This window comes from Paenibacillus sp. J31R122, assembly GCF_056269185.1.
Map to the genome: position 1 here is coordinate 23,182 of NZ_JBWDNM010000018.1, position 26,118 is coordinate 49,299.

24 protein-coding genes are annotated in these 26,118 nt (G+C 43.3%); 15 read left to right on the forward strand and 9 right to left on the reverse strand.

Annotated features, from left to right (window positions below):
* Positions 1 to 19 precede the first annotated feature (19 nt).
* The 4 genes from AC0YN7_RS24785 to AC0YN7_RS24800 all read left to right on the forward strand — a co-directional run bounded on the left by AC0YN7_RS24785 (position 20) and on the right by AC0YN7_RS24800 (position 3,117).
* Positions 20 to 448: a VanZ family protein gene (locus AC0YN7_RS24785; protein WP_475812705.1), complete on the forward strand. Its 429-nt coding sequence runs from the start codon at positions 20 to 22 to the stop codon at positions 446 to 448.
* A 156-nt stretch (positions 449 to 604) separates the two neighbouring features.
* A complete protein-coding gene (locus AC0YN7_RS24790; protein ID WP_475812706.1) occupies positions 605 to 1,018 on the forward strand; it encodes a hypothetical protein in 414 nt (137 codons plus the stop codon).
* Positions 1,019 to 1,408: 390 nt separating this feature from the next.
* Complete coding sequence (gene ccpA / locus AC0YN7_RS24795) at positions 1,409 to 2,413, forward strand: catabolite control protein A (protein WP_475812707.1); 1,005 nt, start codon at positions 1,409 to 1,411, stop codon at positions 2,411 to 2,413.
* Between the two features lie 5 nt (positions 2,414 to 2,418).
* Positions 2,419 to 3,117: a 5'-methylthioadenosine/adenosylhomocysteine nucleosidase gene (locus tag AC0YN7_RS24800; RefSeq protein WP_475812708.1), complete on the forward strand. Its 699-nt coding sequence runs from the start codon at positions 2,419 to 2,421 to the stop codon at positions 3,115 to 3,117.
* Positions 3,118 to 3,210: 93 nt separating this feature from the next.
* On the opposite strand, the gene AC0YN7_RS24805 is transcribed toward AC0YN7_RS24800, so the two are convergent.
* The 3 genes from AC0YN7_RS24805 to AC0YN7_RS24815 all read right to left on the reverse strand — a co-directional run bounded on the left by AC0YN7_RS24805 (position 3,211) and on the right by AC0YN7_RS24815 (position 6,440).
* Positions 3,211 to 4,389, reverse strand: coding sequence for an acetoin utilization protein AcuC (locus AC0YN7_RS24805; RefSeq protein WP_475812709.1), 1,179 nt, complete (start codon positions 4,387 to 4,389; stop codon positions 3,211 to 3,213).
* A 21-nt stretch (positions 4,390 to 4,410) separates the two neighbouring features.
* Positions 4,411 to 5,046 carry a GNAT family N-acetyltransferase gene (locus AC0YN7_RS24810; protein ID WP_475812710.1) on the reverse strand — a complete coding sequence of 212 codons (636 nt, stop codon included), beginning with the start codon at positions 5,044 to 5,046 and terminating at the stop codon, positions 4,411 to 4,413.
* An 863-nt stretch (positions 5,047 to 5,909) separates the two neighbouring features.
* On the reverse strand, positions 5,910 to 6,440 hold the full coding sequence (locus tag AC0YN7_RS24815) for a superoxide dismutase family protein (RefSeq protein ID WP_475812711.1): 531 nt from the start codon (positions 6,438 to 6,440) through the stop codon (positions 5,910 to 5,912).
* A 264-nt stretch (positions 6,441 to 6,704) separates the two neighbouring features.
* On the opposite strand from AC0YN7_RS24815, the gene acsA reads away from it, so the two are divergent.
* Entirely contained in the window at positions 6,705 to 8,429 is a 1,725-nt protein-coding gene (acsA, locus tag AC0YN7_RS24820) for an acetate--CoA ligase (RefSeq protein ID WP_475812712.1), read from the forward strand.
* A gap of 104 nt (positions 8,430 to 8,533) precedes the next feature.
* On the opposite strand, the gene AC0YN7_RS24825 is transcribed toward acsA, so the two are convergent.
* Complete coding sequence (locus tag AC0YN7_RS24825; RefSeq protein ID WP_475812713.1) at positions 8,534 to 11,608, reverse strand: transglycosylase domain-containing protein; 3,075 nt, start codon at positions 11,606 to 11,608, stop codon at positions 8,534 to 8,536.
* Between the two features lie 251 nt (positions 11,609 to 11,859).
* Between AC0YN7_RS24825 and AC0YN7_RS24830 the strand changes: the two genes are divergently transcribed.
* Together AC0YN7_RS24830 and AC0YN7_RS24835 are read left to right on the forward strand one after the other, a co-directional pair.
* Positions 11,860 to 12,390, forward strand: a complete 531-nt coding sequence (locus AC0YN7_RS24830) for an NfeD family membrane protein (RefSeq protein ID WP_475812714.1) — start codon at positions 11,860 to 11,862, stop codon at positions 12,388 to 12,390.
* A gap of 27 nt (positions 12,391 to 12,417) precedes the next feature.
* Entirely contained in the window at positions 12,418 to 13,938 is a 1,521-nt protein-coding gene (locus AC0YN7_RS24835) for a flotillin family protein (RefSeq protein ID WP_475812715.1), read from the forward strand.
* Positions 13,939 to 13,999: 61 nt separating this feature from the next.
* Here the strand turns inward: AC0YN7_RS24835 and rpsD are convergent, their stop codons facing one another.
* Positions 14,000 to 14,602 carry a 30S ribosomal protein S4 gene (gene rpsD / locus AC0YN7_RS24840; RefSeq protein WP_475812716.1) on the reverse strand — a complete coding sequence of 201 codons (603 nt, stop codon included), beginning with the start codon at positions 14,600 to 14,602 and terminating at the stop codon, positions 14,000 to 14,002.
* A gap of 363 nt (positions 14,603 to 14,965) precedes the next feature.
* Between rpsD and AC0YN7_RS24845 the strand changes: the two genes are divergently transcribed.
* The 5 genes from AC0YN7_RS24845 to AC0YN7_RS24865 all read left to right on the forward strand — a co-directional run bounded on the left by AC0YN7_RS24845 (position 14,966) and on the right by AC0YN7_RS24865 (position 19,770).
* A complete protein-coding gene (locus AC0YN7_RS24845; protein ID WP_475812717.1) occupies positions 14,966 to 16,909 on the forward strand; it encodes a sensor domain-containing diguanylate cyclase in 1,944 nt (647 codons plus the stop codon).
* Between the two features lie 205 nt (positions 16,910 to 17,114).
* Positions 17,115 to 17,825, forward strand: a complete 711-nt coding sequence (locus tag AC0YN7_RS24850; RefSeq protein WP_475812718.1) for a hypothetical protein — start codon at positions 17,115 to 17,117, stop codon at positions 17,823 to 17,825.
* A 59-nt stretch (positions 17,826 to 17,884) separates the two neighbouring features.
* The gene (locus AC0YN7_RS24855; RefSeq protein ID WP_475812719.1) at positions 17,885 to 19,000 is read left to right on the forward strand and encodes an aminopeptidase; all 1,116 of its coding nucleotides are present in this window, start codon (positions 17,885 to 17,887) and stop codon (positions 18,998 to 19,000) included.
* 102 nt (positions 19,001 to 19,102) lie between these two features.
* Positions 19,103 to 19,345: an HPr family phosphocarrier protein gene (locus tag AC0YN7_RS24860; RefSeq protein ID WP_475812720.1), complete on the forward strand. Its 243-nt coding sequence runs from the start codon at positions 19,103 to 19,105 to the stop codon at positions 19,343 to 19,345.
* Positions 19,346 to 19,482: 137 nt separating this feature from the next.
* Positions 19,483 to 19,770, forward strand: a complete 288-nt coding sequence (locus AC0YN7_RS24865; protein WP_475812721.1) for an Fpa/YlaN family protein — start codon at positions 19,483 to 19,485, stop codon at positions 19,768 to 19,770.
* A 64-nt stretch (positions 19,771 to 19,834) separates the two neighbouring features.
* Here the strand turns inward: AC0YN7_RS24865 and cax are convergent, their stop codons facing one another.
* A complete protein-coding gene (cax, locus tag AC0YN7_RS24870) occupies positions 19,835 to 20,893 on the reverse strand; it encodes a calcium/proton exchanger (RefSeq protein ID WP_475812722.1) in 1,059 nt (352 codons plus the stop codon).
* Between the two features lie 176 nt (positions 20,894 to 21,069).
* Here cax and AC0YN7_RS24875 point away from each other — a divergent pair, with 176 nt between their 5' ends.
* Positions 21,070 to 21,450, forward strand: a complete 381-nt coding sequence (locus tag AC0YN7_RS24875; protein ID WP_475812723.1) for an Asp23/Gls24 family envelope stress response protein — start codon at positions 21,070 to 21,072, stop codon at positions 21,448 to 21,450.
* A gap of 83 nt (positions 21,451 to 21,533) precedes the next feature.
* Here the strand turns inward: AC0YN7_RS24875 and ftsW are convergent, their stop codons facing one another.
* Together ftsW and AC0YN7_RS24885 are read right to left on the reverse strand one after the other, a co-directional pair.
* On the reverse strand, positions 21,534 to 22,721 hold the full coding sequence (gene ftsW, locus AC0YN7_RS24880) for a putative lipid II flippase FtsW (RefSeq protein ID WP_475812724.1): 1,188 nt from the start codon (positions 22,719 to 22,721) through the stop codon (positions 21,534 to 21,536).
* Positions 22,722 to 22,733: 12 nt separating this feature from the next.
* A complete protein-coding gene (locus tag AC0YN7_RS24885) occupies positions 22,734 to 23,078 on the reverse strand; it encodes a YugN family protein (protein WP_475812725.1) in 345 nt (114 codons plus the stop codon).
* Positions 23,079 to 23,387: 309 nt separating this feature from the next.
* On the opposite strand from AC0YN7_RS24885, the gene AC0YN7_RS24890 reads away from it, so the two are divergent.
* Positions 23,388 to 24,584 (forward strand): amidohydrolase, encoded by a 1,197-nt coding sequence (locus tag AC0YN7_RS24890; protein ID WP_475812726.1) that lies wholly within the window; start codon positions 23,388 to 23,390, stop codon positions 24,582 to 24,584.
* 73 nt (positions 24,585 to 24,657) lie between these two features.
* Positions 24,658 to 25,107: a CBS domain-containing protein gene (locus tag AC0YN7_RS24895; protein ID WP_475812727.1), complete on the forward strand. Its 450-nt coding sequence runs from the start codon at positions 24,658 to 24,660 to the stop codon at positions 25,105 to 25,107.
* A gap of 85 nt (positions 25,108 to 25,192) precedes the next feature.
* On the opposite strand, the gene AC0YN7_RS24900 is transcribed toward AC0YN7_RS24895, so the two are convergent.
* Complete coding sequence (locus AC0YN7_RS24900; protein ID WP_475812728.1) at positions 25,193 to 26,038, reverse strand: thermonuclease family protein; 846 nt, start codon at positions 26,036 to 26,038, stop codon at positions 25,193 to 25,195.
* Between the last annotated feature and the right edge of the window lie 80 nt (positions 26,039 to 26,118).

Consider the following 26,118-nt stretch of genomic DNA (forward strand, 5'->3'; position numbering starts at 1 on the left):
TTGTAACGAAGGAGAAACAATGAAGCAAACGAATCAGTCTTTTTTATTTCGGCGTGTACTTAGGTTTGTGCCAGCTGTTGCTTGGATGACCGTTATTTTTATATTATCTTCACGAACAAGTGATGAAATTAATACGCTGCTGCCACTGCTGCAAAGGTTTTTCCCTTTCATGGATGATTTTAATTGGGGACACTTTGTTTCCTATTTTATTTTGGCTATGACGATTGATTATGGTATTGGTGCTAAAGCTGATCGATTCTGGGTAAAGGCGCTAATCGTTCTTATTTGCGGAATATATGGAATTACGGATGAATATCATCAATCATTCGTTGGCGGGAGAATGCCAGACCTATTCGATATACGTAACGATCTTATCGGTGCGGCGCTTTGGACTGTATTCGCAGCATGGTCTCCTATCCGTAAAATATGGCGAAAACTAGCAACTTAATAGTCTTTTATACACCATTTCATATACAGTTCTATAGTAAAAATTACATAGTATTCATAAGCAGGAGTTTTTGCGAAATAGGTCGAATAATCTAGTTATTGTCTTTAAAAAGCAATGACTAGCGGCTGCCGCTGCTATAAAGAGGAGTGGTCTATTTTGCAAAAGCGGTGTCATTGTGGTGACATCATGGTGATGAAGCTGCGAACTGTCATTTATTCTGGAAAAGTAGAAATCGACAATGTTCCTATTTTTTCCTGTTCCGCTTGCAGCAGGAGCGAGGTTATTCCTGAGGTGAAGCCGGACTTGACCGGTTTAATTGCACAGATAGGTTCAGAGACGAACAAAATGACGTTTATGTTTAACGAATGCAACGAATGGGCCAATATATTAGTAGAGGCAAAAGCGAGTAAGAAACAGTGGGATAATAACGCTGTTGAGCTATTAATTGAACAACGAATTAATATTTTGCTTGACCTATACTTGCTGGCTCAAACATTAAATGATGAGTCTTGGATATCGGACATTAATAAACGGTTAGAGCAAATTAGCCGTCGGAAACTTCATACATAGATACCTTGATATATATCCATAATAGGGCGAGCTGGGTGAATCACCTGGGCTCGCCTTTTCTATAAAGGGAGTTTATCTGTTTTCTGATAGTCTCCGATATAACTCTTTAACTTCGGGAAGCTAGTGGACAGAAGGTGCAGTGAAATTTGTCTATGTAATTATTGGAAAGGGTATAATATTTACTAACACTATAATCCGATATACTAATTACATAGCGCAGGATATATGATACCTTTTTTGCTCACCATTACGTAATGAAAACTCATGAAAACGTAGAACCATCACGTTTTTTGCTCGGTTACACTTTGCGTTGCTAATCCCTTTATGCTATGATTACCATAATATGCGTCGTGCGTAAATATAAAATTTGAACTAATGGAGAGAAGCATAGTGACGGTAACCATTTATGATGTGGCAAGAGAAGCAGGAGTATCCATGGCTACGGTTTCCCGGGTTGTAAATAACAATCCGAATGTGAAACCTGCAACTCGCAAAAAGGTTTTTGAAGCAATTGAACGGCTCGGATATCGTCCAAATGCGGTAGCTCGTGGACTGGCAAGCAAGAAAACAACTACGGTTGGTGTTGTTATTCCCGACATTTCCAATGCTATTTTTGCTGAAGTAGCACGCGGAATTGAAGATATTGCGAATATGTATCATTATAATATTATTTTGTGTAATGCCGATAAGAAGAAAGATAAAGAAATAAGAGTTATAAATACACTATTGGAGAAACAGGTTGACGGGTTGCTATTTATGGGCGGCGCAGTAACGGAAGAGCATTTGCAGGCTTTCAAAACATCGAATGTTCCAATTGTACTTTGCGCAACCTCTGATGAAAGCGGGCAAATTCCGTCAGTTGACATCAATCACGAAGATGCTGCTTATGATGCTGTTATGAATTTAATTTCACAGGGTCACAAGCGTATTGCGATGATAAGTGGAACGCTACAGGATCCTTCTAACGGTTATGCGAGATTCCAAGGCTATAAACGTGCTCTGGAAGCTTCAGGAATTGCTTATGATGATCTATTAGTACGTATAGGCAACTATCGCTATGAATCCGGTGCTGAAGCCATGAAGTATTTCATTGAATTGGACGAGCGTCCTACAGCAGTATTCTCAGCTACTGATGAAATGGCAATTGGAGCTATTCATAGTATCCAGGATGCTGGATTGAAGGTTCCTGAAGATATTTCAGTAATTAGTGTGGATAACAGTAGAATGGCATCGATGGTTCGTCCGCTACTGACCACAGTAGCACAACCGATGTACGATATTGGTGCGGTGTCCATGCGTTTGCTTACCAAGCTTATGAAAAAAGAAAATGTCGAACAATCCAAAGTAGTGCTGCCGCATGAAATCATTGTGCGTCAATCAGTTGGAGGAATATAGAATAAATGCGGTTTAATAAAATAGGAATCATTGGCGCTATGGCGGAAGAAATTGAATTGCTGCATGAGCATGTGGACGTAGCGTCCGAATTGACTAAAGCGGGAATTACTTATTATGAAGGAACACTCCACGGAAAATCGATCATTTATTGTAAGTCTGGAGTAGGAAAAGTGAATGCCGCGGTTTGCACGCAAATATTGCTTGATCTTGGTGCGGATTGCGTGTTATTTACAGGTGTTGCAGGCGCGGTTGATCCACAGCTGAATATTGGTGATATCGTTGTATCGACAAGCTGCGTGCAGCATGATATGGATTGCTCACCGCTTGGCTATGAACGAGGGACAATCCCATACCATATTCGTTCGGAATTTCCGGCGGATGCAACACTTGTCGAGCTTGCAGCTTCAGCAAGTGAACGTCATTTTCCTGGACGCAGCTTGAAAGGGAAAGTATTATCGGGCGATCAGTTCATTGCAAGCCGCGATATGGTCAAGCTGCTTCATGAAACAATGCAGGGAGCATGCGCGGAGATGGAAGGCGCTTCTGTTGCCCAAGTATGCGATATGAGTGAAATACCATTTGTTATCATTCGCTCCATGTCTGATAAAGCTGACGGATCAGCACATGTGAATTTTGCTGAATTTACGATCCAAGCCTCGAATAACTCATACCAAATTATTGACGATATAATTAAGCATATTTAAGCTTACGATATATTTAGAAAGCACCCATTCTTATCGCCTTTCGGCAGATTCGAATGGGTGCTTTTTCATGTACGTCATAAGAACGTCATTTTCCTATATATCTTGAATGACAATTTGCTGCATGGATTTGTTTTTTATTTCGATTTCCTCACGCCTTGGAATGGGAGGTATGCTAGATAAATCATCCATCCACTGGGTTGGAAGGTCAACCGGACTTTCCTTTGACCAGCGTTCAATCCAGCGCTCAGGCAACTGGCTCATTTTGTCATCTGTTAATGCGCTGGCGATAGGGTGATCAGTCATCGTGAGCCAGACGAGCGACCATGCTCTCGGTACAACACGCCAAATATCATATCCGCCTCCACCTAACGCGATCCATTTTCCACCTGTATAGGTGTGAGCCAGCTCATGAATAATTGCAGGAATTTCTTTATAAATCCGCATGCTGCAATGGGTATGGGAGAGTGGATCATATGCATGAGCATCGCAACCATGCTGGCTGATAATGACGTCAGGCTTATATGCATCGGTCACTTTGCGCAGCGTGACGTTAAAGCACTCCAGCCAAGAATCATCCTCTGTATATGGCTCAAGAGGTACGTTAAAGCATGCGCCAAAGCCCTGGTCTATCCCTTTTTCGTAAACGAAGCCCGTTCCGGGGAACAGAAATTTGCCTGTTTCATGAATGGAATAGGTGCATACGGCGGGATCATCATAAAAGACCCACTGTACACCGTCTCCGTGATGCACATCCGTATCAATATATAAGACGCGGGAGCCGTAAGTTCTCCGAATATGCTTGATAGCAACGGCCGCATCGTTATAGACAGAGAAGCCGGACGCACGATCAGGGAAGGCGTGATGCAGGCCTCCTGCCAGATGAAACGCATGCAGAGCCTTACCTTGCATAACGGCGTCGGCGGCAGCTACTGATCCGCTGACAATCGCCGCCGCCGCTTTGTGGATACCTGGGAAGTAGGGCGTGTCCTCAGTATGAAATCCGAATTGCTCAGCAATAGAATCGCTGCCGTTGCTTTCGGCGTCCAAGCTCAATAGTTTAACCGCATTCATATAATCAGACCGATGAACAAGAGATAGCAGGTCATCATCCGCTTCCAGATGGGGCTCTACGATATGGTCATCTGTCAAAGCGCCGAGACGCTTCAGCAGATCCATTGTTAAGGTAAGCCGTACCGGACTAAAGGGATGTTCCTCCCCAAAATTATAGCCTTCCGAATCTGAATGATGTATGAAAATCGAATTAGCAGACATTCCGCTTCATATCCTCCAGTCCTAATACATAAATCGTTGTCGGAACCGAACTCGATCGAAATGCTCGACAGAGCTGAGCGGGACCTCTTTACCGATTTTAACCATTAAACAATTGGCAGGGTGGGAGCATATTTCGGGGTCATCGGTAGCAAACCATACCATACCTACCGACTTCATGAGATTTTCCATCATTTTACGATAATCCCACACAGTAAGCTTTGTTCCTTCCAAATCCCAATGCCAATAATATTCCGTCGTAAAAACGATCATATTTTCAAGCTGATCCTCCGCAAAAGCGAGCTGTATCATCTTTTTTCCTAATCCGTATGATCGATATTCATTAGCGACCTCAATAGCTCCAAGTTCAATTAAGTCAACCATTCCGCCCTCTGACCAACGTTCAAGCTCGTCAGCGTAATGAAAGGTGACGTAGCCGACAATAACGTCCGCTTCGCGTACAATAATAATTCGACCTTCGTCTAAGCCTGCTATTTCTACTATCGCTTCATGCTGATCGTTGGGCCTTCGAAATGCATCCAGTGCTTTGTGCATCGTTAGCTGAGACAGCTGAGCAGGAGGGACAGGTCCTTCCATAACGAGCTCACGGTTGCCTTCCAGTTCGATACGCTCTCGCTGTAACCGTTTTCGATGTTCCAAGGCAAACCCCCCTTTGATGTTAGGTGTTACCTGCTTATCTCTAAAGTAAGATGGTATATGCTTCAAATGAAATACATCTTCCTATCGTAAACTCATCTTACATTGATGATATGACTGTACGATTGGTTGTAAAGATAAATACTCGTTGTATCTTATTCGACAAGAAAGTCTGTTTTCCTTGGAGCAAATTATGAAAATATGTTTGGAGGAGTTGGATTCGAATAAAAGGGGGAGCACTCCCCAAAAAATTCAGTATATGAAGTACATGAACACCAATACGAACGATGTAGGGAGAGGCCGGTAAAGCATTGCATGCAGATACCATGTTGCATTACGAGTAATGGTGCGGGCGAGGAGAGTGGATATTGTACATTCAAAAACCTGATAAAATTCATTTTTTTGTATTTGAATGGAAAAGATACAATCAAATAGGAAGATAGAAACTCTTTATGAGCGGATAGGTCGATTTGGTTGGATGAAATACAGTCTGAGGACAAACACCACGTTATAATGTCGTATTTGATTGTATGGAATACAGTCAAATACGACAAATGAAGTTTACGTTGTTCTGGTTATCTATCAGAAAAAGCTGTAAAAGATTCGGTACGCTTATAGCTTTTACTTCGTTAGTTTTTTGGGCTGCAAGCAGGATACTCATGCTTAAAACGAGCCAGTAGCTAAGTAAGCACAGTAAGTAATGTGGTTACAAAAAAGGAAGCTGTAGGCGCAGTTTAGGCGTGTACAGCTTCCTATTGGGGGAATTCGATACTGTAATGCACTTTTCGTGTTCACAGTTTATCAGCAGACTGGGAAAAACGTAGCTGTATCTTGCTGATCATCTTCTTGAATTTCCAGCAACCTCGTTATTTAATCACACCACAAGCAATCCGCTTTCCTGAATTGCCAGCAGGGTCAGTTATGTAATCATCGGCCTTCTCATGAATAATGAGTGAAGTTCCGCTTTTTTGCAGCAAGGAGTTAGGTTGTCCTTTTCTCAACGTTACTGTCTTGCTCTCAAGCTCCGTTATAACCTTACCATCACTACCTACTTCGATATTTAGCAAATCCCCTGAGTGAAAGCCTTTCGGATTATGAAAGCCATGCTCCTTGCTCGTAGGGTTGAAATGCGCGCCAGAGGTTGTAAAATCCGGAGCATCACAGCGGCCGGCTTCATGAAAATGAATGCCATGCGTTCCCGGAGGCAGCATTTGCGCTTCGATTCTCAGTTTCACAATATCTGCCTGCTGGCTTAGTGTCGCCTTTCCAATTTTTATTCCATTGCTGTTTATTACATTGATAGTAACTGTCGGCTCGCTGGATTTTGCGTTTGTTACTTGTGTGCTAGCGGCTAGTGAGAAGAGCAGCAGCGCTGCTGTAAGTACAAGTTGTTTCATTTTGACCTCCTATTTTTTGGATACCAGTTTATTCTCCGCAAGTTACACATAATTATTCATCATGTATAAAGCAAGCATTATAATAGGATCGAATAATAGGAAAATCGTAGTCGAAGAAATTTGGTTGTGCTATAATAATTGTGGCGGTTGAAATCAAGTGGAAGCGCTATTCATTGCTCAGCTTGTTTGTACTAATTTTATAATCTTATTGTAAGCGTATTCTAGTAAAAAAATGACAGACAGATTTGATGGGAGAGTGATAGAATGATCAACTTGCATCAAGAACGTATTCCAGCATCAGCGACGCACCCGAATTTAACTAACTATGAGGAATCAAGAGCAAGTTTTGACTGGCAACAAATTGAGAGCCAGTTCAGCTGGTACACAACTGGAAAAGTAAATATGGCTTACGAGGCAATCGATCGTCATGTCGAGAACGGCAAAGGCGACAAAGCTGCGCTTCTTTACAGTGACAATGAACGGGATGAAACCTATACATTCGAACAGCTAAGCAAGCAATCCAATCGATTTGCAAACGTCTTACGCAAGCTAGGCATTTCAAAGGGCGAGCGCATATTTATATTTATGCCACGTACTCCAGAACTTTATATCAGCGCACTCGGCGCTTGGAAGATCGGTGCTGTTGTAGGTCCTTTATTTGAAGCATTTATGGAAACAGCAGTAAAGGATAGATTGCAGGACAGTGAAGCAACTGCGATTATAACGACTCCTGCTTTGTTTCACCGAATTAAGCGCGATGAGCTTCCACTACTTAAACACATCATTGTAGTTGGCAAAGATATCGTGAAGGAAGAAGGCATTCTTGATTTTGCTGAAGAGATGAAGCTTGCTTCAGAAGAAGCGGAAATCGAGTGGCTGGATCGTGAAGATGGGCTTATCTTGCACTATACATCTGGTTCTACTGGTAAACCTAAGGGCGTGTTCCATGTTCAAAATGCGATGGTACAGCATTTGTATACGGGCCAAATCGTTCTCGATTTGAAAGAGGATGATATTTATTGGTGTACAGCTGACCCAGGTTGGGTTACAGGAACCTCGTATGGTATTTTCGCACCTTGGTTAAACGGGGCTACAAGCGTCATACGCGGTGGACGATTCAGTCCTAGTGATTGGTATGGTGTTATTCAAAAGTATGGCGTAACGGTATGGTATAGCGCTCCTACAGCGTTCCGTATGCTTATGGGAGCAGGAGATGATGTAACTCAGCAATTTGATCTATCAAGCCTGCGTCATGTGCTTAGCGTAGGAGAGCCGTTAAATCCAGAGGTTGTAAGATGGGGTCTTAAAGTATATGGTCAACGCATACATGATACATGGTGGATGACGGAAACGGGAGCTCAGCTCATATGCAACTATCCGAGCATGGATATAAAGCCAGGGTCGATGGGGAAACCGTTGCCAGGCGTAACGGCTGCAATCATTGATGATAGCGGTAACGAGGTGCCTCCGTATCGTATGGGTAATTTAGCAGTTCGTACTCCTTGGCCATCAATGATGCGGAAGGTTTGGAACAACCCTTCGAAATATGCTGAATATTTTTATCTTAATGGATGGTATGTATCTGGTGATTCTGCTTATATGGATGAGGATGGCTACTTCTGGTTCCAAGGCCGTATAGATGACGTAATCAATACTGCCGGTGAGCGAGTAGGGCCTTTCGAGGTTGAAAGTAAGCTCGTTGAACATCCTGCAGTAGCAGAAGCGGGCGTAATAGGTAAGCCTGATCCGATGCGCGGTGAAATTATAAAAGCTTTTATTGCTTTGAGAGAAGGCTTTACACCTTCCGATGAGCTTAAGCAGGAAATTTCACAGTTTGTAAAGGTAGGCTTATCCGCACATGCTGCACCAAGAGAAATTGAATTCAAGGATAAGCTTCCAAAAACTCGCAGCGGCAAAATTATGCGCAGAGTACTTAAAGCATGGGAGCTAAACTTGCCTACTGGAGATTTGTCTACTATTGAAGATTAAATGAAATAAAATATGTTCTAATCATAGTTATAAAACAAAGAGGATGCTTCCCATTTAGGAGAGCATCCTCTTTTCTTTTGGCTTAAGCTGCCATCGTGCAGCAGTTAATTATTATTTACTGTTATACGCTCTGAAGCGCCAGACTCACCTTGCCTGTTCTCGGAAGTAACATAAAACATTCCGGATACAAGAGGCGCGACATATTCAAAGCTCGTTTCAGAGGTCGAAGCAATTCTTGAGTATTGTCCGTCACTGTTAGGGCTGAAATATAGATGATATTGTGTTACTTGTTCAGAAACAGTATTTGACGCCCAGCTAAGCTTAATGCTAACTGTGGAACTCTCAGCCTGTAATCCAGTGGGAGCCGATGGCACGGACAGGCCATTTTCATTGCCATTCTCATTGCCGCCTTCAGTAGGCGATTCTGGAATGATCGGAGCCTTACCGTATTGTACGAGCTCGCTTGGAGCCGATTCTTTACCTGCGACGTCTACAGCCGTAACGTAAACGGTGTAGCTTTGCGTATTGGAGGATTTAAAACTAGCTTTAGTTTCTTCACCTACCAGTATCGAAGAACCGAATTTCTGGAAAGCGGCTTGGTTTTCTGATCTGTAAATACGATACCCTACAATATCAGCAGCAGCAGCAGCTTTAGGGTTGAATGTCAATGTGAGATTACCGTCATTTGCTGCTTGAAGCTTCAAGCCCGTTGGTGGTGGAGGCGCAGCGCCATCGTCAACACGCGGATCAGTTTTCGACGGTGCATCCTTTGACGCGTCGGCAGGTAAGTATACTGCCATTGGACGCCGACTTTTGGCTGGCAATTTTGCTTGTGCCTCTTTTATTTCATCCATCAGGGCGTCGAGCGGCTTTTTCCGTTTGATTACGATTTGTTCCTTGACCATATCGGAAGGAGTTGCCTGATTTGGTACATAGTTGACGCCATTATACGTGACATAAGCCATCTTTACTAACGTATCGTCTGTAGTTTTCGGTAAATATTTTTTGTTAAACCAATCGGTTACAAGCATGCCTGCTTCCTTCGTTAATTGGCTTGGCAGCATACCGCTTGCGCTTGAAACGGTTGCCTTAACGATACCATCAGGTCGTTCGAAAGAATTAGTAACAAACAGCTCTGGTTTTTTCTCTGCTAATTCATTCATAATGAGAGCCCAAATCGAGCGAGCTCTAGTTTTTCCTTTATTGGACAAGGAGTTTACTTGCTCCTCATATCCGGCCCACACGCCGAGAGTAACGTCTGGAGAGAAGCCCATAAACCATACATCTCCGTAGCTTTGCGTAGATCCAGTTTTACCAGCGACGGGAATTTTACCATACTGATTGAATTCCGAAGTAATGGAATGACCGGAACCGCTTCTGCTGGAAATAACCGATTGAAGCATATCTGTCATCAGAAATGCGCTTTGTTCCGAAAATACGCGTTTTGGTTCTGCTTTGTGTTCATAGACGATTTTTCCATTTGTATCAGTAATGCGTTCAATCATATAAGCATCATTGAATACACCTTTGTTTGGAATGGAGCCATATGCATTAGTCAGCTCCTCAACGGATACGCCGATGCTAAGTCCACCAATTACACCTGTTTGCGCATAGGAATCTTCAGGTTGTAGCGTCGTAATACCGAGCTTTTTCACGAAATCCCATGCGTTTTCGATTTTGAGTTGCTCATTGAAAATTTTCAATGCAGGCAAATTTAATGAGCGATTTAATGCTTCGCGAGCTGTAACGAGACCAAGAAACTTTTTGGTCACGTTCATTGGGATATGGAACCCTTTTTGACCGTCCTTCATAACGATTGGTGAATCATCGATAATGCTGGCAGGTTGAATGAGTCCTTGCTCGATTGCCGGTAAATAAGCTGCGATGGTTTTCATTGTCGAACCAGGCTGCCTAGTCATTTGGGTGGCATAGTTAAGCTGCTCTTCATAGAAGTCACGGCCTTCCAGCATACCTACAATAGCGCCGGTTTTATGATCAAGCATAATCGCGGCTATTTGCTCTAGCCCTTTTGTTTCACTATAGGGGCTAAAGTTATCATCATTAGTGCCGACTTCCCTCATCAATTGATAAACCTCTTTATCAATCGTCGTGTAAACCTTATAACCGCCTCGCAGCAATTGTTCGCGAGCATCCTCGATTAGCGCGGCATTTTCTTTCTTGCGCAAATCTTCTTTCTTCAAGGTAGGATCTTGCTGCATCAGTAAAATTTCGGCAGCCTGACGTTCTGCCTCCAGCATCAAATATGGATAGGTCGTATAGGCTTTCTCGCTTGGCGCTGCGAGAGTAGCTCGAATATCGAAGCTAAGAGCCTCATCATACTCCTGCTTTGTTATGCGGCCCGTCTCAAACATCCGTTTTAATACTGTTTGTTGACGCTGCATCGCTAGATCGAAGCCCTCTTGATTGAATTGACCCTTGCCTGTAAAAGCAGTATAGGCGGAAGGGCGCTGCGGCAAGCCTGCTAAGTAGGCTGATTGGGCAATGTTAAGCTTATTCAAATCAGTAATATTGAATAGTCCTTTGGAAGCTGCCTTGATGCCAAATAGATTATACCCGCTTGAACCGTTTCCGAAAGGAACCTTGTTCAGATAGGCTGCTAATATTTCTTCCTTCGTTAAATACCGTTCCATACGAAGAGATAAAAAGATTTCTTTTATTTTACGGCTATCTGTCTTGTCTAGACTTAGAAATACGCGACGAGCGAGCTGCTGGGTTAGTGTGCTGCCGCCTGTTTGCGTTTCTTCATTTAATAACTTTTGCTTTACTGCGCGTCCCAGACCGTTAATGTCAACACCCTTATGCTCGAAAAAATTATTGTCCTCGATACCAAGAACAGCATTGATTACTTGGGGCGGCAATTCGTCGTATGTAATAATCATACGGTCCTCGGATGTACGAAGCTGGCCGATTAGCGATTCATTATTAAAATAGACATATCCTGTTATTGCATTTTCACTAACCTTTTCTTCAATAATTGTGCGCGGTCTAACTTCTTCATTTTTCACGAGCGAGGCAACGTAGCCTGTTACTGCACCGCCGGCTAGCAATCCAATGAAAATGCCGAAATAAACCATCCATTTTACTGTTATAAAAGTTACAATTCCGAATGTTCGCCATTTGCTCCGTTTGGCCTTTGATGGTTGACTATCTTCTTGCATCCTTATGATTCCTCCTCCAAATAGCAGATCTATTATAACATAAAACACCAAAGGAAGTAGGAAATTAGCGAAATTTGATCTTCCAAAAGGGGCTGGAGAATAAAAAAATGCGTTTCATACATACCTCGGCTTCTGCTGAAAAACAAAATATTTCAGCATGCGGACTTTTATTTAGAAACATTAATCATTTACAAACGTAATAAATATCGGAAGCGTAAGAAAGTTCTGGATAAAAAGAAAGGAGGAGGAAGTTGGAGACACTTTTTTTAGCCTGTCTCATCGGTGGTATATTGTATGCTCTCGTCAGCGTATTATTTGGAGATTGGCTTAGTGTCGCATTGGACGGAGCTCTCGATTTTTTATCGCTGGAGGGTCACTCCTGGTTTCAGCCTACTACAATAGTAGGCGGTGTTACTGTGTTCGGAGGAGCAGGACTTCTACTTCTTCGTTACACTGCGTTTGGCGCGATAGGTATTATCGTTATCGCGCTGCTAATAGCTATCATTTTAGCCGCTGCTATTTTTTTTCTGTACGTCAAGCCGATGGAGGAAAGTGAGAATTCAATTGCATTTTCGATGCAGAGTCTATCCGGTATGCTTGCTGAGGTTCTCGTACCTATACCAGCCTCTGGCTACGGTGAGGTGATGGTGAAAGTTGGGGCAGGGATTACGAATCAGATCGCTGCGAGTTTCGATGGAGTAGCGATAGCCGGTGGTACAAAGGTAGTAGTTGTAGAAGTGAAGGACAGCACGCTTTATGTATCCGAGGTAAGCTTTAATTAACTCAATCAGACGGGAGGAAAAATATTTATGCCAGCTTTTCTTGTTATACCTTCTATTGTTGTCGGAGTAATTGTTGTGTTGGGCCTTGCGTTTTGGGCACGCTTCAAAACGGTGAGTCCAGATGAAGCGATGCTTGTAACTGGTTCATTCCTTGGAACCCGGAACGCGCAAACGGATGACTCGGGACGGAAAGTGAAAATTATTCGAGGCGGGGGCGCATTTATCCTTCCTATATTCCAGAAAGCGGAGTATTTGTCTTTACTGTCTCATAAGCTCGATGTTTCTACTCCTGAGGTTTATACGGAACAAGGTGTGCCCGTAATGGCGGATGGTGTCGCGATTATTAAGATTGGCGGCGCTATAGAAGATGTAGCAACAGCAGCAGAACAGTTTCTTGGCAAACCGACAGAAGCTTTGAAAAGTGAAGCGCAGGAGGTTCTCGAAGGGCATTTGCGGGCAATACTCGGCTCAATGACTGTCGAGGAGGTTTACCGCAATCGTGATAAATTTGCTCAAGAGGTGCAGGGAGTTGCGGCTAAGGATTTGAAGAAGATGGGACTTTCAATTGTTTCTTTCACGATAAAGGATTTGCGTGATAAGCATGGTTACTTAGATGCGCTAGGTAAGCCACGTATTGCTGCTGTCAAGCGTGATGCGGATATTGCCGAGGCTGAAGCGATTAGAGATGCTAGAATTCAGAAGGCACTTGCGGCAGAGGCAGGACAGAAAGCAGAGCTTCTTCGTGACACGAACATTGCAGAAGCGGAGAAGGACAAAGAAATGAAGGTCGCATCGTTTAAGCGTGACCAGGATACAGCTAGAGCAGAGGCGGATCAGGCTTATTCCATCCATGAGGCTCGCGCTAAGCAAAATGTAGTCGAGGAACAAATGAAGGTTGAGATCGTTCGCAAGGATCGTGAAATTGATCTCGAGGCGAAAGAGATTTTGCGTCGTGAGAAGCAATATGATTCGGAAGTGAAGAAGAAAGCTGACGCGGATCGTTATGCTGTTGAGCAGGCGGCAGAGGCTAATAAAGCGAAGATGCTTCGTGAAGCGGATGCCTTGCAGTACAAGATCGAAGCGGAAGCGAAGGCGCACGCGACTCAGAAGCGACTGGACGGTTTGGCTGTTGCAGAAGCTGAGAGAGCGAAAGGTACCGCCGATGCGGATGTTATTCGGTTACGCGGTTTAGCGGAAGCAGAAGCGAAGGAGAAGCTAGCGGAAGCGTTCGAGAAATTCGGTGAGGCTGCTATACTTGATATTATCGTTAAAATGTTGCCTGAACTTGCTGCTCAGGTAGCAGCACCGATCGGTAACATTGACAAGCTTACCGTTGTTGATACAGGTAATGGCGAGGGAGCGGCTCGTCTAAGCAATTACGTCACTTCACTTATGTCTACTGCGCCAGAGATGCTCAAGAGTGTATCCGGTCTCGATGTGAATGCATTAATAAAAGGCTTGACCTCCAGAGCGATTCCAGCCCCTGTGGCTGCAAGTAAAGCTCCTGAAGCAATGACGGTGTCCCCTAAGCTCCCGGACATAATATAGTTTATTATTGTTTTTCTAATAAAAAACCCTTGAACCGATAGGTTCAAGGGTTTTCTGATTATTAACGGCTGTAAAATTCGACGATTTGTTTCTCGTCGATTTCTTGGGAAAGCTCGCCGCGATCTGGCATACGAACGAATTTACCTTCCATTGCATTCGCATCAAATTCCAAGTAGTTTGGAAGGTGATGACGGCCTTCCATAGCTTCTTTAATTGTTTTAAGGCTGCGGCTGCGCTCACGCAAGCCAATTACATCGCCAATAGAAACGCTGAAAGAAGCGATATCCACTTTCTTGCCGTTTACAAGTACGTGACCATGAGATACTAACTGACGCGCGCCTGCACGTGAGTTGGAAAGGCCAAGACGGTAAACAAGGTTGTCAAGACGGCTTTCAAGGAGACCCATGAAGTTTTCACCGGCGATACCTTTCATTTTTGCCGCTTTGTCAAACAAGTTGCGGAATTGTTTTTCGTTCAAACCGTACATGTGACGAAGCTTTTGCTTCTCTTGCAATTGAAGACCATAACCACTGATCTTTCTGCGTTGGTTATTTCCGTGCTGACCTGGTGGGAATGGGCGTTTTGCAAGTTCTTTACCTGTTCCGCTTAGGGAAATTCCAAGGCGGCGGCTTAATTTAAATTTAGGGCCTGTATAACGTGACATGAGTATTGTTAACTCCTTCATCAAATAAATTTGTGAATGGGGTTGTGTTTCGCCGAATACGTTCAATGTCCGAGCATGCTCGTCCCTGAGAAGCTAGTCAGCCGCTGGCCTCCAGTGAACGTATTTCCTGAGGGTGACACAAAACCGTACGCCCATCTATTCAACAATAAATATTATATGAAAAGCACCTAACTTGTCAAGTAATATAAGAGAATAATAAGCAATGAGAAGAGGAGTCTAAAGTCCTGCATTATGTGGATTAACTAGTGCAAAGTTCTCAAATATGAAGTATGATGTTTGTAACATTATTTGAAAATTATAGGCTCATCTCCTTGATTTATAGATGGAAGGGTTGGGAGCTGCATGGTTGATCGAATGAATAGCGATGTTACGCGTCGTAAATCATCAACAGACGTGAAAGCATCGGCAGAAATACAATCGGTTTGGTTTGCTAATGAAGATATTCGTGATGCGGACGAGCCATTGCTGCCGTCTCTCATGTTGGAAAGTTTTGATCTTTGGGCAATTGAGGCTGCTGGGCTAGCATCGTTTGAAATAGGAGAGTTTATTTTAATAAACAAAGATGGAAGTGAAATAGCGTCTGCAGGCCAGAAAGCGAATGTACAGCGCCATGAGCGGGAGGCTATTTTTCATGAAGTAGTTCCGTCGGTTCTGATCAATAATTTTGCCATCTCTTATGATTATAATGGTGTAACTACGTCGGCTGTCCCTATACAAAGGCGGAAGGATCAGGCAGTATTTTGCGTTCTTGTTTATATAACAGACGCACGGTCTGAACATTCTATAGAACAGCTGCAAATATACGCATATCATTATCGCAGTTTTTTCTATCGAAGCTTTGAACAGTTGTTTGTGAAGGATCTGTTGATTCAAGAACAACGCACAGAGAAGGAAGCTGCAAGGAGAGAAGCATTATTTCATGCGGCTAAACGTCTTTTCGATCAAAACGACGTTGCTTCATTGCTCTCTGAATTGCTGCACAGTCTTGAGGAGTTGTATCCAAGCTCGGAAGTACATCTGTACTTGTCGCAGGATCATTTGAATGGAGATCCTCGCGTGAAGCCGCTTGTGTTCAAAAACGCAGAGAATGATCTTGTAGCAAGAGCGTTCTTGAACGGGAAGACGGCTTCAGAGAAAGCGCGTGATGGTACCATTCGCCTAGCTGTGCCGATGACGGGCAAGCAGGCTGCATACGGAGTGCTTTGCATGTCAATAGATTCTGATAACTGGGATGAAGCGAATTTACCCGTTTTTCTGCTGTTAGCAGACACTGCGGGGTCTGCTTTCGAAAACGCCAAGCTATACGAGCAATCGAATTTACTTATTAATGAGCTTCGATTAATTAATGAGCTTACAAAACGATTAAATCAGTCACTGAAACTGAAAGAAATATTTCAATTTGCAACTAGCGAGTTTTTGACCATATTTGATGCTGATTATTGTTGCGTATTGCAGTTGAATAAGGACACAAATCAGTTTGTAGTCATGTCCAGCAATTTGCCATCAATAATGAGTGAGGAATTTACAGCAGAGTACGGCTTTTGCGGTATGGTTTACCGAACGAAGGAGCCTTTAATTATATCGGACTATTGGAATGCGCGAGTCGTAACATCAAAGCTAATGGATAATACAGGCTCAAGGTCATTAATAGCGGCACCAATCATAGTCAGTGAAGAGGCTGTTGGTGTCATCCTCGTGACGCACAAAACGGCTAATTACTTTTCTTATGATAATTACAAGCTCTTGCAGGTTATGAGCACACATATTGGGCTAGCGGTTACGAACGCCTCTCTGCATGCTGAAGTTAGAAGGATGGTAATAACCGATAACCTTACAGGACTGCATGCTCGTCATTATTTGAATGAACAAATTCATGATCGTCAACGCAAAGACCCATTTGGTTCACTCATACTTGTTGATATTGATTACTTTAAACGAGTGAACGATTCATTTGGCCATCAGGTTGGAGATCGAATTTTGATACAGGTCAGTCAAATTATTCGAGCAACAATCAGGTCTGGCGACATTGCTGCACGTTGGGGCGGCGAAGAGCTGGCGGTTTATTTGCCAGGTATTCGAATGGAACAAGCCTACCGTATCGCGGAACGGATTAGAATGGAAGTCGAGAAGGAAACGGATCCCGTTGTGACCGTCTCATGCGGTGTATCGGAATGGACATTCGAGGATGAGAGGATTAGCGTTGAATCGCTATTTTATCGCGCAGACATGGCGCTTTATGAAGCGAAAAACAACGGAAGAAATTGCATATTTGTAGGTAAAGATTAAATGAACGATATTATTCGCATAACCTAGCGTAACGAAAGGACATCTAGTAGGTAAAGATTAAATGAACGATATTATTCGCATAACCTAGCGTAACGAAAGGACATCTACTGTGATGTCCTTTTCTTTTTGCGAACATATTGGAATAAAGAACGGGTATGAAAGGGGACGATAGACAAAAGAAGCCGAAGGTACAGGAGGAATGATTGTGAATCGTAGACGAGCAAGATTGAAATTTAGTGTGATGATTATTTTTTTGATTCTGCTATCCAGCTGCGGCTATATGGCTGATCACAGAACGCCGGAGAAGTGGTTATCACTAGCCTATTCAGGATTGGCAGCAATGGATCAATATGAGTTTACGGGGTCTCTAAGCATCAAAGCCGCTGGAGGCACGGAGCTGAAGCCAAAAACTTTTGAGGGCAAGGTTGTAGACCATAAGCAGCTAACTGTCCAGACAGATAGTCAGGATCCGCTGCATTGGAATCCAGTGCAGGTGTTAGAAGCCTTGAACCGCGCGAATAAAAAGGTGGTCATCGCAAGCGAGTCAGCTAATAAGGAAACGGTGACTTTACTAATCACTGAGGATGAATCTGTCTCTAAAAGCAGATGGGAGCAGCTGCTCGTTCAGCAGGTCGATCAATTGGCGTTAAACAAACCCGCGAAGGAAGGGAAATACAAGGAAGAGTGGGAGCGAGAGCTAACTCGTTCTCGGAAGCAGCTAGACGATATGCTCTCATCCATGCAAGTAATTACCAATTATGAACTAGTTATTGATAGAAATAGGCTGCTGCCTTTGAAAATGGACGAGAAGACGACCTTTAATTATAAGCATGGCAATCAATTGGCAACTGAGACAAGGCATGCGACAGTCCGCTTTCAATCCTTCGATGGCTCTTTGAGCCATACTTTTCAATAGAGTTTGATCATGTTACGATTAAATGGTAAGCCAAAGAGGGTTGAAGGAGAGGAATACTCATGCGCGATTCAAGATTAGAAAAGTTAGCAAAAAATTTAGTTCAATACTCAATTGACGTTCAGCCTGGAGAAAATGTATTAATTGATATGATTGGCTCTGAACGTGAGCTCGTTAAATGTTTAATTGAAGAGGTAGCAAAGCGTGGAGGAAGACCATTCGTAGAAACAAGCGACCGAACAATACTCCGTGCCTTGCTCAAGAACGCATCGAAGGAGCAAATAGAGCTGTGGTCAGCGCTTGATTTGGAGCGTATGAAAAATATGCAGGGCTACATTGGAGTTCGGGCAGGCGAAAACGTGAATGAGCTTGCGGGCGTGCCTGATGCAAACATGCGATTGTACGAGCAGATTTACAGAAACCCTGTACATATGGAGCAGCGTGTTAAACGTACAAAGTGGGTTGTGCTGCGTTATCCGAATGCTTCAATGGCGCAGCTTGCCAATATGAGCACAGAGGCATTTGAGGACTTCTACTTCGATGTATGTAATTTAGATTATGCCAAAATGGACAGAGCGATGGATCCGCTTCAAGCATTAATGAGCAGAACGGACCGCGTTCGAATTGTGTCGCCGGGCACCGATTTAGCCTTTTCAATAAAAGGAATAGGCGCGAAAAAATGCTCGGGTCATCGCAACATCCCTGATGGCGAAGTTTTCTCAGCTCCAGTGCGAGATTCCGTACAAGGAACAATTACCTACAATGCGCCAAGCGTTTATTCGGGAGTAACGTTCCAAAATATATCCTTCACGTTTGAAAATGGCAAGATCGTTAAAGCAGAAAGCAATGACACTGCAAAGCTTAACGAAATATTGGATATGGATGAAGGATCACGTTACATTGGTGAATTTGCAATTGGATTTAATCCGCATATTTTACATCCGATGAACGATATTTTGTTTGATGAGAAGATTGCCGGAAGCCTGCATTTTACGCCTGGTCAAGCATATGAAGAGACAGATAACGGAAATCGTTCCTCCGTTCACTGGGACTTAGTACTTATTCAACGTCCGGAATATGGCGGGGGAGAAATCTATTTTGATGATGTCCTGATTCGAAAAGATGGAATATTTGTTATTCCTGAGCTGGAAGCATTAAATTCCGAAAACTTGAAGTAAATGAAATAGAAGCGTTTTTAATATTTCCTCTTGCTGGATGTTACATTTCAGGTTATCATGATGTCAAGCAAGGCTTCAATTAAAAAACTGGAGGGATATCCCATGTCTAACAATGCAGCTATCGTAGAAATTTCACAAACGGCTAGCCAATTCACTTCATCTATCGTACTACAAGCCGAGAGCAAATATATCGATGTAAAAAGTATTCTCGGTCTATTCACTACTCTAATAGGCGGACATGCATATGAGCTTCATGTTCACGGTCCTGACGCTGAAGAAGCAAAAACAGCTATGGCTGATGTATTTGCTAAGCATAACCTTAACGTTACTGTTATTACTGATTAGTAGTGATTGATTTTAAGAAAGAGCACCCCTTGCGAAAGCAAGGAGTGCTCTTTCTGTTTTGTCCTTGTATATTCCCTCTTTTTCGTCTAATATAAAGGTTATAGAAGACTGCGGATACGCGCATAGGGGGGGAAACGATGTCTTCATTGGAAGTAACTGTTCAATTGCATGAGAAAGCGCTTCGTCTCCTTCAGGAAGATGCGAGTAAAATAGAGAAGCTAATTGAAGTTCAGATGGAAAACTTGACCACTCGTCAATGTCCGCTGTACGAAGAAGTACTAGATACGCAAATGTACGGTTTTTCGCGGGAGGTTGACTTTGCCGTTCGTGCTGGATTAATTGTTGAGCAGGCAGGCAAAGAGATTGTGAGCAGTTTAGAGCGGAATTTAGCTCTGTTATACGAAGCATTGGATAGAAAAGAGTAGCCTCCAGTTGGAGACTACTCCTTTTTTTATACTAAAACATGTTTTTTTAGAACTGATGCCAAAACTACACCAGATAGAATGCGATGCCGAGTATGATATATACCATGAGCAGCAATACGCCTTCATACCAATTGGTACGTCCGTCACGTGAAACTGATTTTGCAATAAAGACGGAAACACCTATAGCTGTTAATTCAATGGGAGTAAATACAATATCCATCGTGTTGCCCATAAACGCGCTTATGATGATAAGAACAGGAGCTACAAACAATGCGATTTGTAGGCTGCTGCCGATAGCAATTTCGACAGCTGCGCCGATCTTGTTCTTCATTGCCAGCATAATAGCTGCGCTATGCTCAGCCGCATTCCCGACGATTGCAATGACGAAGGCCCCAATGAACAATTCAGACAAGCCAAATTTGGCACTGAATGTATCAAGCGTATTGACTAGCCATTCACTGACAAATGCAACCATCACTGTGGCAACAAAGAGGAATATGACTGAATTCCTTTTGGACCAAGCTGGTTCTTCGCCATGATCGGCGTTCATTACTTCATCAGAAAGCATATCCTTGTGTGTAATCATGGAGAAGATCAACCACAATATATATGCTAAAATCAGAATGCCGGCTACCGCAAGACTCAAAAACTGATCTTTCTCAAACGTGAAGTTTTGAGAAACAACGAATACAGCAGGTACGAAAAGACCAATGACTGCCATGATCATCAGCGTTGAATTGTGTGTAGCCAAGCGGCCGTTAAAGGTCTGCTCCTTGTATTTCAGTCCCCCGAGCAAAATACTAAGACCAAGCACGAGCAGCAGGTTACCTATAATAGCTCCTGTTAAGCTGGCCTTAACCATCTCGTATTGCTGCGCTCTTATCAAGAAAATCGCAATAATAAGCTCAGCAGCGTTGCCGAAGGTCGCATTTAAGAATCCACCTAAGCGTTGACCCGCATAATGAGCAACACTCTCTGTCGCTTTCCCAAGAAAACCCGCCACAAAAATAATGGCGATTGCCGAAATAATAAATTGTACGGTCATGTCCCAATGTGCAAAATGTCCGATCGCGCTGAGCGCAAACATAACCAATAGGCCGGTAAAAAACATTTTGTTGTTCAATAATTTCACCTCTTTTTAATTTGCTGAAAACCTGTTAATACTATATAGGAAATCGATGGATGTGTAAACTTAACCATTTATTTAGGTATTCATTATTCTAATCAATGACAGCTTCTTGCTTCAAGGCTTTCCATCAATTACAATAAACATATATGGCAAAATGAGGAGTGAGTCACATGACCGAAGAACTTCAAACAGGTCTTATCCGAATTTCAGATGATGTAGTAGCAACGATAGCTGGTCTAGCAGCGCTTGAGACTCCAGGTATAGCAGCAATGTCTGGTGGCATATCCGAAGGTCTGGCCAAGCGTTTAAGCGGAAAAAACGTACAAAAGGGCGTTTCGGTAGAGGTAGGTCAGCTAGAAGCAGCTATTGATCTTCGTATTATTGTCCATTATGGTATTCCTATTCAAGAGGTTTGCCGTCAACTTCAATTGAATGTACGTGAATCGGTAGAGAATATGACTGGCCTGAACGTTGTAGAAGTGAATGTGAAGGTGGAAGGCGTTGCTTTCAAAGAAGACGAGATCGAGGAACAGCAACATAGATTGAAATAGGTTGCAAAGCGTAAACGGATGTCGCTGTCCTTGCGGCAAAAGCATTCGTTTCACGGAGATTTTCAAAAAAAGAACGGCATCTCTTATAAAACAGAGATGCCGTTCTTTTTTGTTTGAGTTCTTTGGTTGCTTGTCTTTTCTATTTTATTCGATTCCCTTGATATGCTTAGCAGTACGCCTATCGACATGAGGCAAAAGAGCAAGGACGAGCCGCCGTAGCTGATAAATGGCAGTGTAACACCGGTAAGAGGTATAGCGGATGTAACTCCCCCAATGTTAACAAAGGCCTGAATCGCAATTAATCCTACGATTCCTACTCCAACGACAGTACCATATTGATCAGGACATCGCAGCGCGACTATTAGGCCTCGCCATAGGAAAAATAAATAGAAGAGCAGGAAGATAGTACTGCCGATAAATCCAAATTCCTCAGCAATGACAGCAAAAATAAAATCATTATAAGGATATTTTAAATAATGCAGCTTCTGCACGCTTTCGCCAAACCCAGCACCAGTTAAACCACCATGTCCAAGTGCTTGTAACGAAGAGACAAGATGCCAGCCAGTATCCTGAGCGTCGCTAAGCGGATCTCTAAAAACGGTCAATCGATCAATTCTATATTCCCATGCTTTCGGTGAAATAGCCATTGAAATGCTGAATACGACAGTAACAATAATGGCAATAATCATTCCAGACATGAATACCTGCTTTAAATTCGCGCCGCCGGCAAAAATCATGATCGATGCGCTGGCTGCAAGAACAAGGCAGGAACCGAGATCGGGCTGCAACATAATAAGGCCGCATATGAAGCCGACGATTATTATAACTGGAAGCAAACCTTTTTTGAAGCTTCTGAAATTGTCGCCTTTTTTTGCAATTAGAGCGCCAAGATATAAGATAATAGCTAGCTTAGCAGGCTCCGTCGGTTGTATCCCGAGAGACCCTATTCCAAACCAACTATTAGCACCATTTATCTCTTTGCCTACAAAAGGGACGAGGAGAAGCATGACGACAACAGGTAGAAAAAAAACCATGAAATAGCGTTTAAATACCAAATAACGCAAATTCATCGTAAATAACATAACCAATACACCGAGGCCAGCCCATACGAACTGGCGTTTGGTGAAATAAAGCGCATCGTCATACTGTACAAGCGCCACGCTCGAGCTTGCGCTAAACACCATGACAAGCCCAAAGCCGACGAGCAGCAACGTTAAAATGAGCAGCAGAAAGTCCGGTCTTCCACGACTACCGTTCTGCGTAGCTTTCATAGCCCGCCCCCGTTACGCGAGTAGTTGTTTCAACTGCTGAAGTCTTTGCGTTGCTGTAGTTAATATAGGCTGAGGAACCGGAGATTCATATTCAAGCCCATGAGGGAACGTTGAGCGACCAATATATACAGATTCAATAACAAGCACAGCGTGCGGCGATTCAAGCTTGCCTTCGATTGCACGAGTCGAAATCCGCAAATAATAGTCAGAGCCGCTAGCGCGGTCCTCTAGTTTCAGATCGTATGTAGCGCGATAATATTCCCATTGCCAACGGACAAACCCAACTTGTTCAGCGGACTCGTCTAAATGCTCTAAATCGCTTTTAACACCGTTTAATCCGGTATTTTCAATAATCATGGTAGTTCCTCCCAAGGTTTAGTGAAGCAAATCTTACTTCTTCAGCACATGCTTCCAATTCAAAAGACAGAGTTGTACATTCTTTACTCATGATAGTATGTTTCCCCAGCCAGCGCAACCCTTACTCCAGCCTTGGACAGCTAATAAAAGTGACATTTTAAAGAAATGTATAGGATGCATGGATTCCATTCTTATTGTACTTCCTTAATATAGCGTAAATCTGGTAAACTATATGCAGAGCAGCTTCACTTTTTAGATACGTATATTCAAGAGTGCATTTTTCAGATAAAACGTTAGGAGGCTTGCGATATGCAGACAGAAGATATCGTGGATCAAAAATTACGTCAGATTTATCCGGATATGATCCGTTGGCGCAGGCATCTTCATCAATATCCAGAATTGTCTTTTCATGAGAGAGTAACTTCAAGCTGGATCAAGAGTCAACTGCTGGATATGGGTTGCTCGGTTCGGACAGATGTAGGTGGACACGGCTTAATTGCTACGATTAAGGGAGGAAAGCCAGGACCCGTTGTCGCTCTAAGAGCGGACATTGATGCATTACCCATACAGGACGAGAAGAGCTGCGACTATGCCTCGAAGGTTCCAAATGTCATGCACGCTTGCGGCCATGATGCTCATACTGCTTCATTGCTGGCCATAGCGGCTTACTATAGTGCCAATCATTTCGAAATATCCGGAGAACGCAGACTGCTGTTTCAGCCTGCGGAAGAGGTTACACCAGGCGGAGCTATGCCGATGATCGAGGACGGCGCCCTTGATGGTGTAGATGCCATATACGGTGTACATCTATGGACTCCTCTTGCCAGTGGATTGGTTGCATCGAAGGCGGGGGCTTTTATGTCCGCAGCAGATGAGTTCGTTATTGACATCATCGGCCAAGGCGGCCATGGTGGTTTGCCGCATCAGAGTACTGATGCGATTATGATCGGAGCCTCGCTTGTTCAATCGGTTCAAACCATTGTTAGCCGCAATGTAAATCCACTGCATCCGGCAGTCGTCACAATTGGTTCTTTCCAGGCCGGCACTACAAACAATGTAATTGCAGAAAGATGCAGACTAAAAGGAACTGTAAGATCATTTGATGAGAAGACAAGAATGATGATCCATGATCGTCTGAAAGCTCTTGTTACAAATACATGTATGATGCATGGAGCAAAATTCGATTACCAAATGCGTATTGGTTATCCGCCTGTTGTAAACGATGCAATAGAAGCGAAGCGTTTCTTTAAAGTTGGGGCAGCATTGTTCGGAGAAGCGGCAGTCACGCATTCAGAAGCAATAACAGTGGCTGAGGATTTTTCTTATTATTTGGAACGGGTACCAGGCTGCTTCATGTTTGTTGGTGCGGGCAATGAGCACTGCGGTGCTTCTTTTTCTCATCATCATCCTCAGTTCGATATCGATGAGAGCTCCATGCTTCAGTCTGCGCGACTTTTAATCGCAATGGCTGAAGATTATGCTTGGGAGCATGCTTCAGGTTCATAAGTGACGAAGTGAATGAACGGTTAAGCGCTGGGATAGACTAATCCTCGGATCAAACATCGAGGAGGTCGTTATAATGAGTATGAATAATCAAGCGAAGACAGTGAAGCAAATCATGTCGACAGATTGCGTGACAGCTACACTTAAGGACAATCTGTACGAGCTTGCTGTAAAAATGAAACAATATGACATCGGTTTTATTCCTATTATTGATGGAAAAAAACTGATCGGAGTCGTGACGGATAGAGATTTGGTCGTTCGCGGATATGCGGAGAAGCATTCTGGCTCTACAGCAGTGGCAGATGTGATGACGTCGGATGTCGATACGATTACATCCACAACGACTACTGATGAAGCGGCTAACCTAATGGCGATAAAGCAGATTAGAAGGCTTCCGGTAGTAGATAATGGAGAATTAATAGGAGTGCTCGCTATCGGTGATTTAGCGGTACGGGAAATTTTTGTGAATGAAGCGGGTGAAGCGCTTAGCGCTATATCCGAGCAAGAGCATTCGCAGCTGCATTAATAAGCAAATAACAAAAAGGACTGTCCGAAGTGCTTAGGAGCACTTTGGACAGTCCTTTTTAGTGTGGTCTAGTTTAATCAACGAATCAATTTTCCCAAACCGAAACCAACTCGTTAAATGTATTATACAACTCTGCCGGATCTGACTCTCCGTTGTTCCAAATGTTTTCCTCGCCCCATTGGAATACGGTGGATGAAGAGCTGATTGGCTCCTCCGATGAGGAGACGATAACCTTTTGAAGTGGATTTAAAGTGAAATCTTTGAATGAATAGATCTGATTTCCTCGCACGCTCACAAGCTTCCAGCCCGTTAAGTTAAAAGCCTCTTCGGTGGTATTGGTAATTGTAGCAATCTCCGCTCGTTTGTCGACTTCGATTGTAATACCTGATAAAGGTGCTTTCTTAGCAGGTAAATCACTACGGCTTACCTCAGAAGCATTACTCCAAATGCCTTGCTTATTTTGCTTAGCCTGTTGTTCGATTTTCTTGTAAACGTTTTCCATTTTTACGTTAGGTTCGATGATTAATACTTTAGCTAGGCCTTGCTCAAGGAGCAGCTCATTTAAAATATGTCCGTCCTTTAATTCAACGATCGCTAAAGTCCGCCCGAATTTATCAGTCATCTCTTTGTCAAACGTTAACCTTACTTCACCCGACTCGGAAAGAAGCTTTTTTGAAAAGGCAGACGCTTCTGGCCCAAATGGCTCGATTTCAGTATTCGGTTTTACTGTTTCCGGTGTATCGACATTAAGAAGACGAACGGTCGTTACATTACTGCCTGTTTTTATTTTGAATGTGTCTCCGTCGACATAATCAGAAACGGTGTACCACTGATTCGTTTGGATGAAATTCGAGGATAGCTCGGACATTGCCGAACAACCGGCCATAGGCAAGCAAAAAAGCAGCAGGAGAATAATAAAGTTCTTTTTCATTGATGCGATACCTCCAGCTGGTAGATGGTCTAAAGAATGATCATTTTATTATAACACAAAATGATATTGAAAATAGCGAT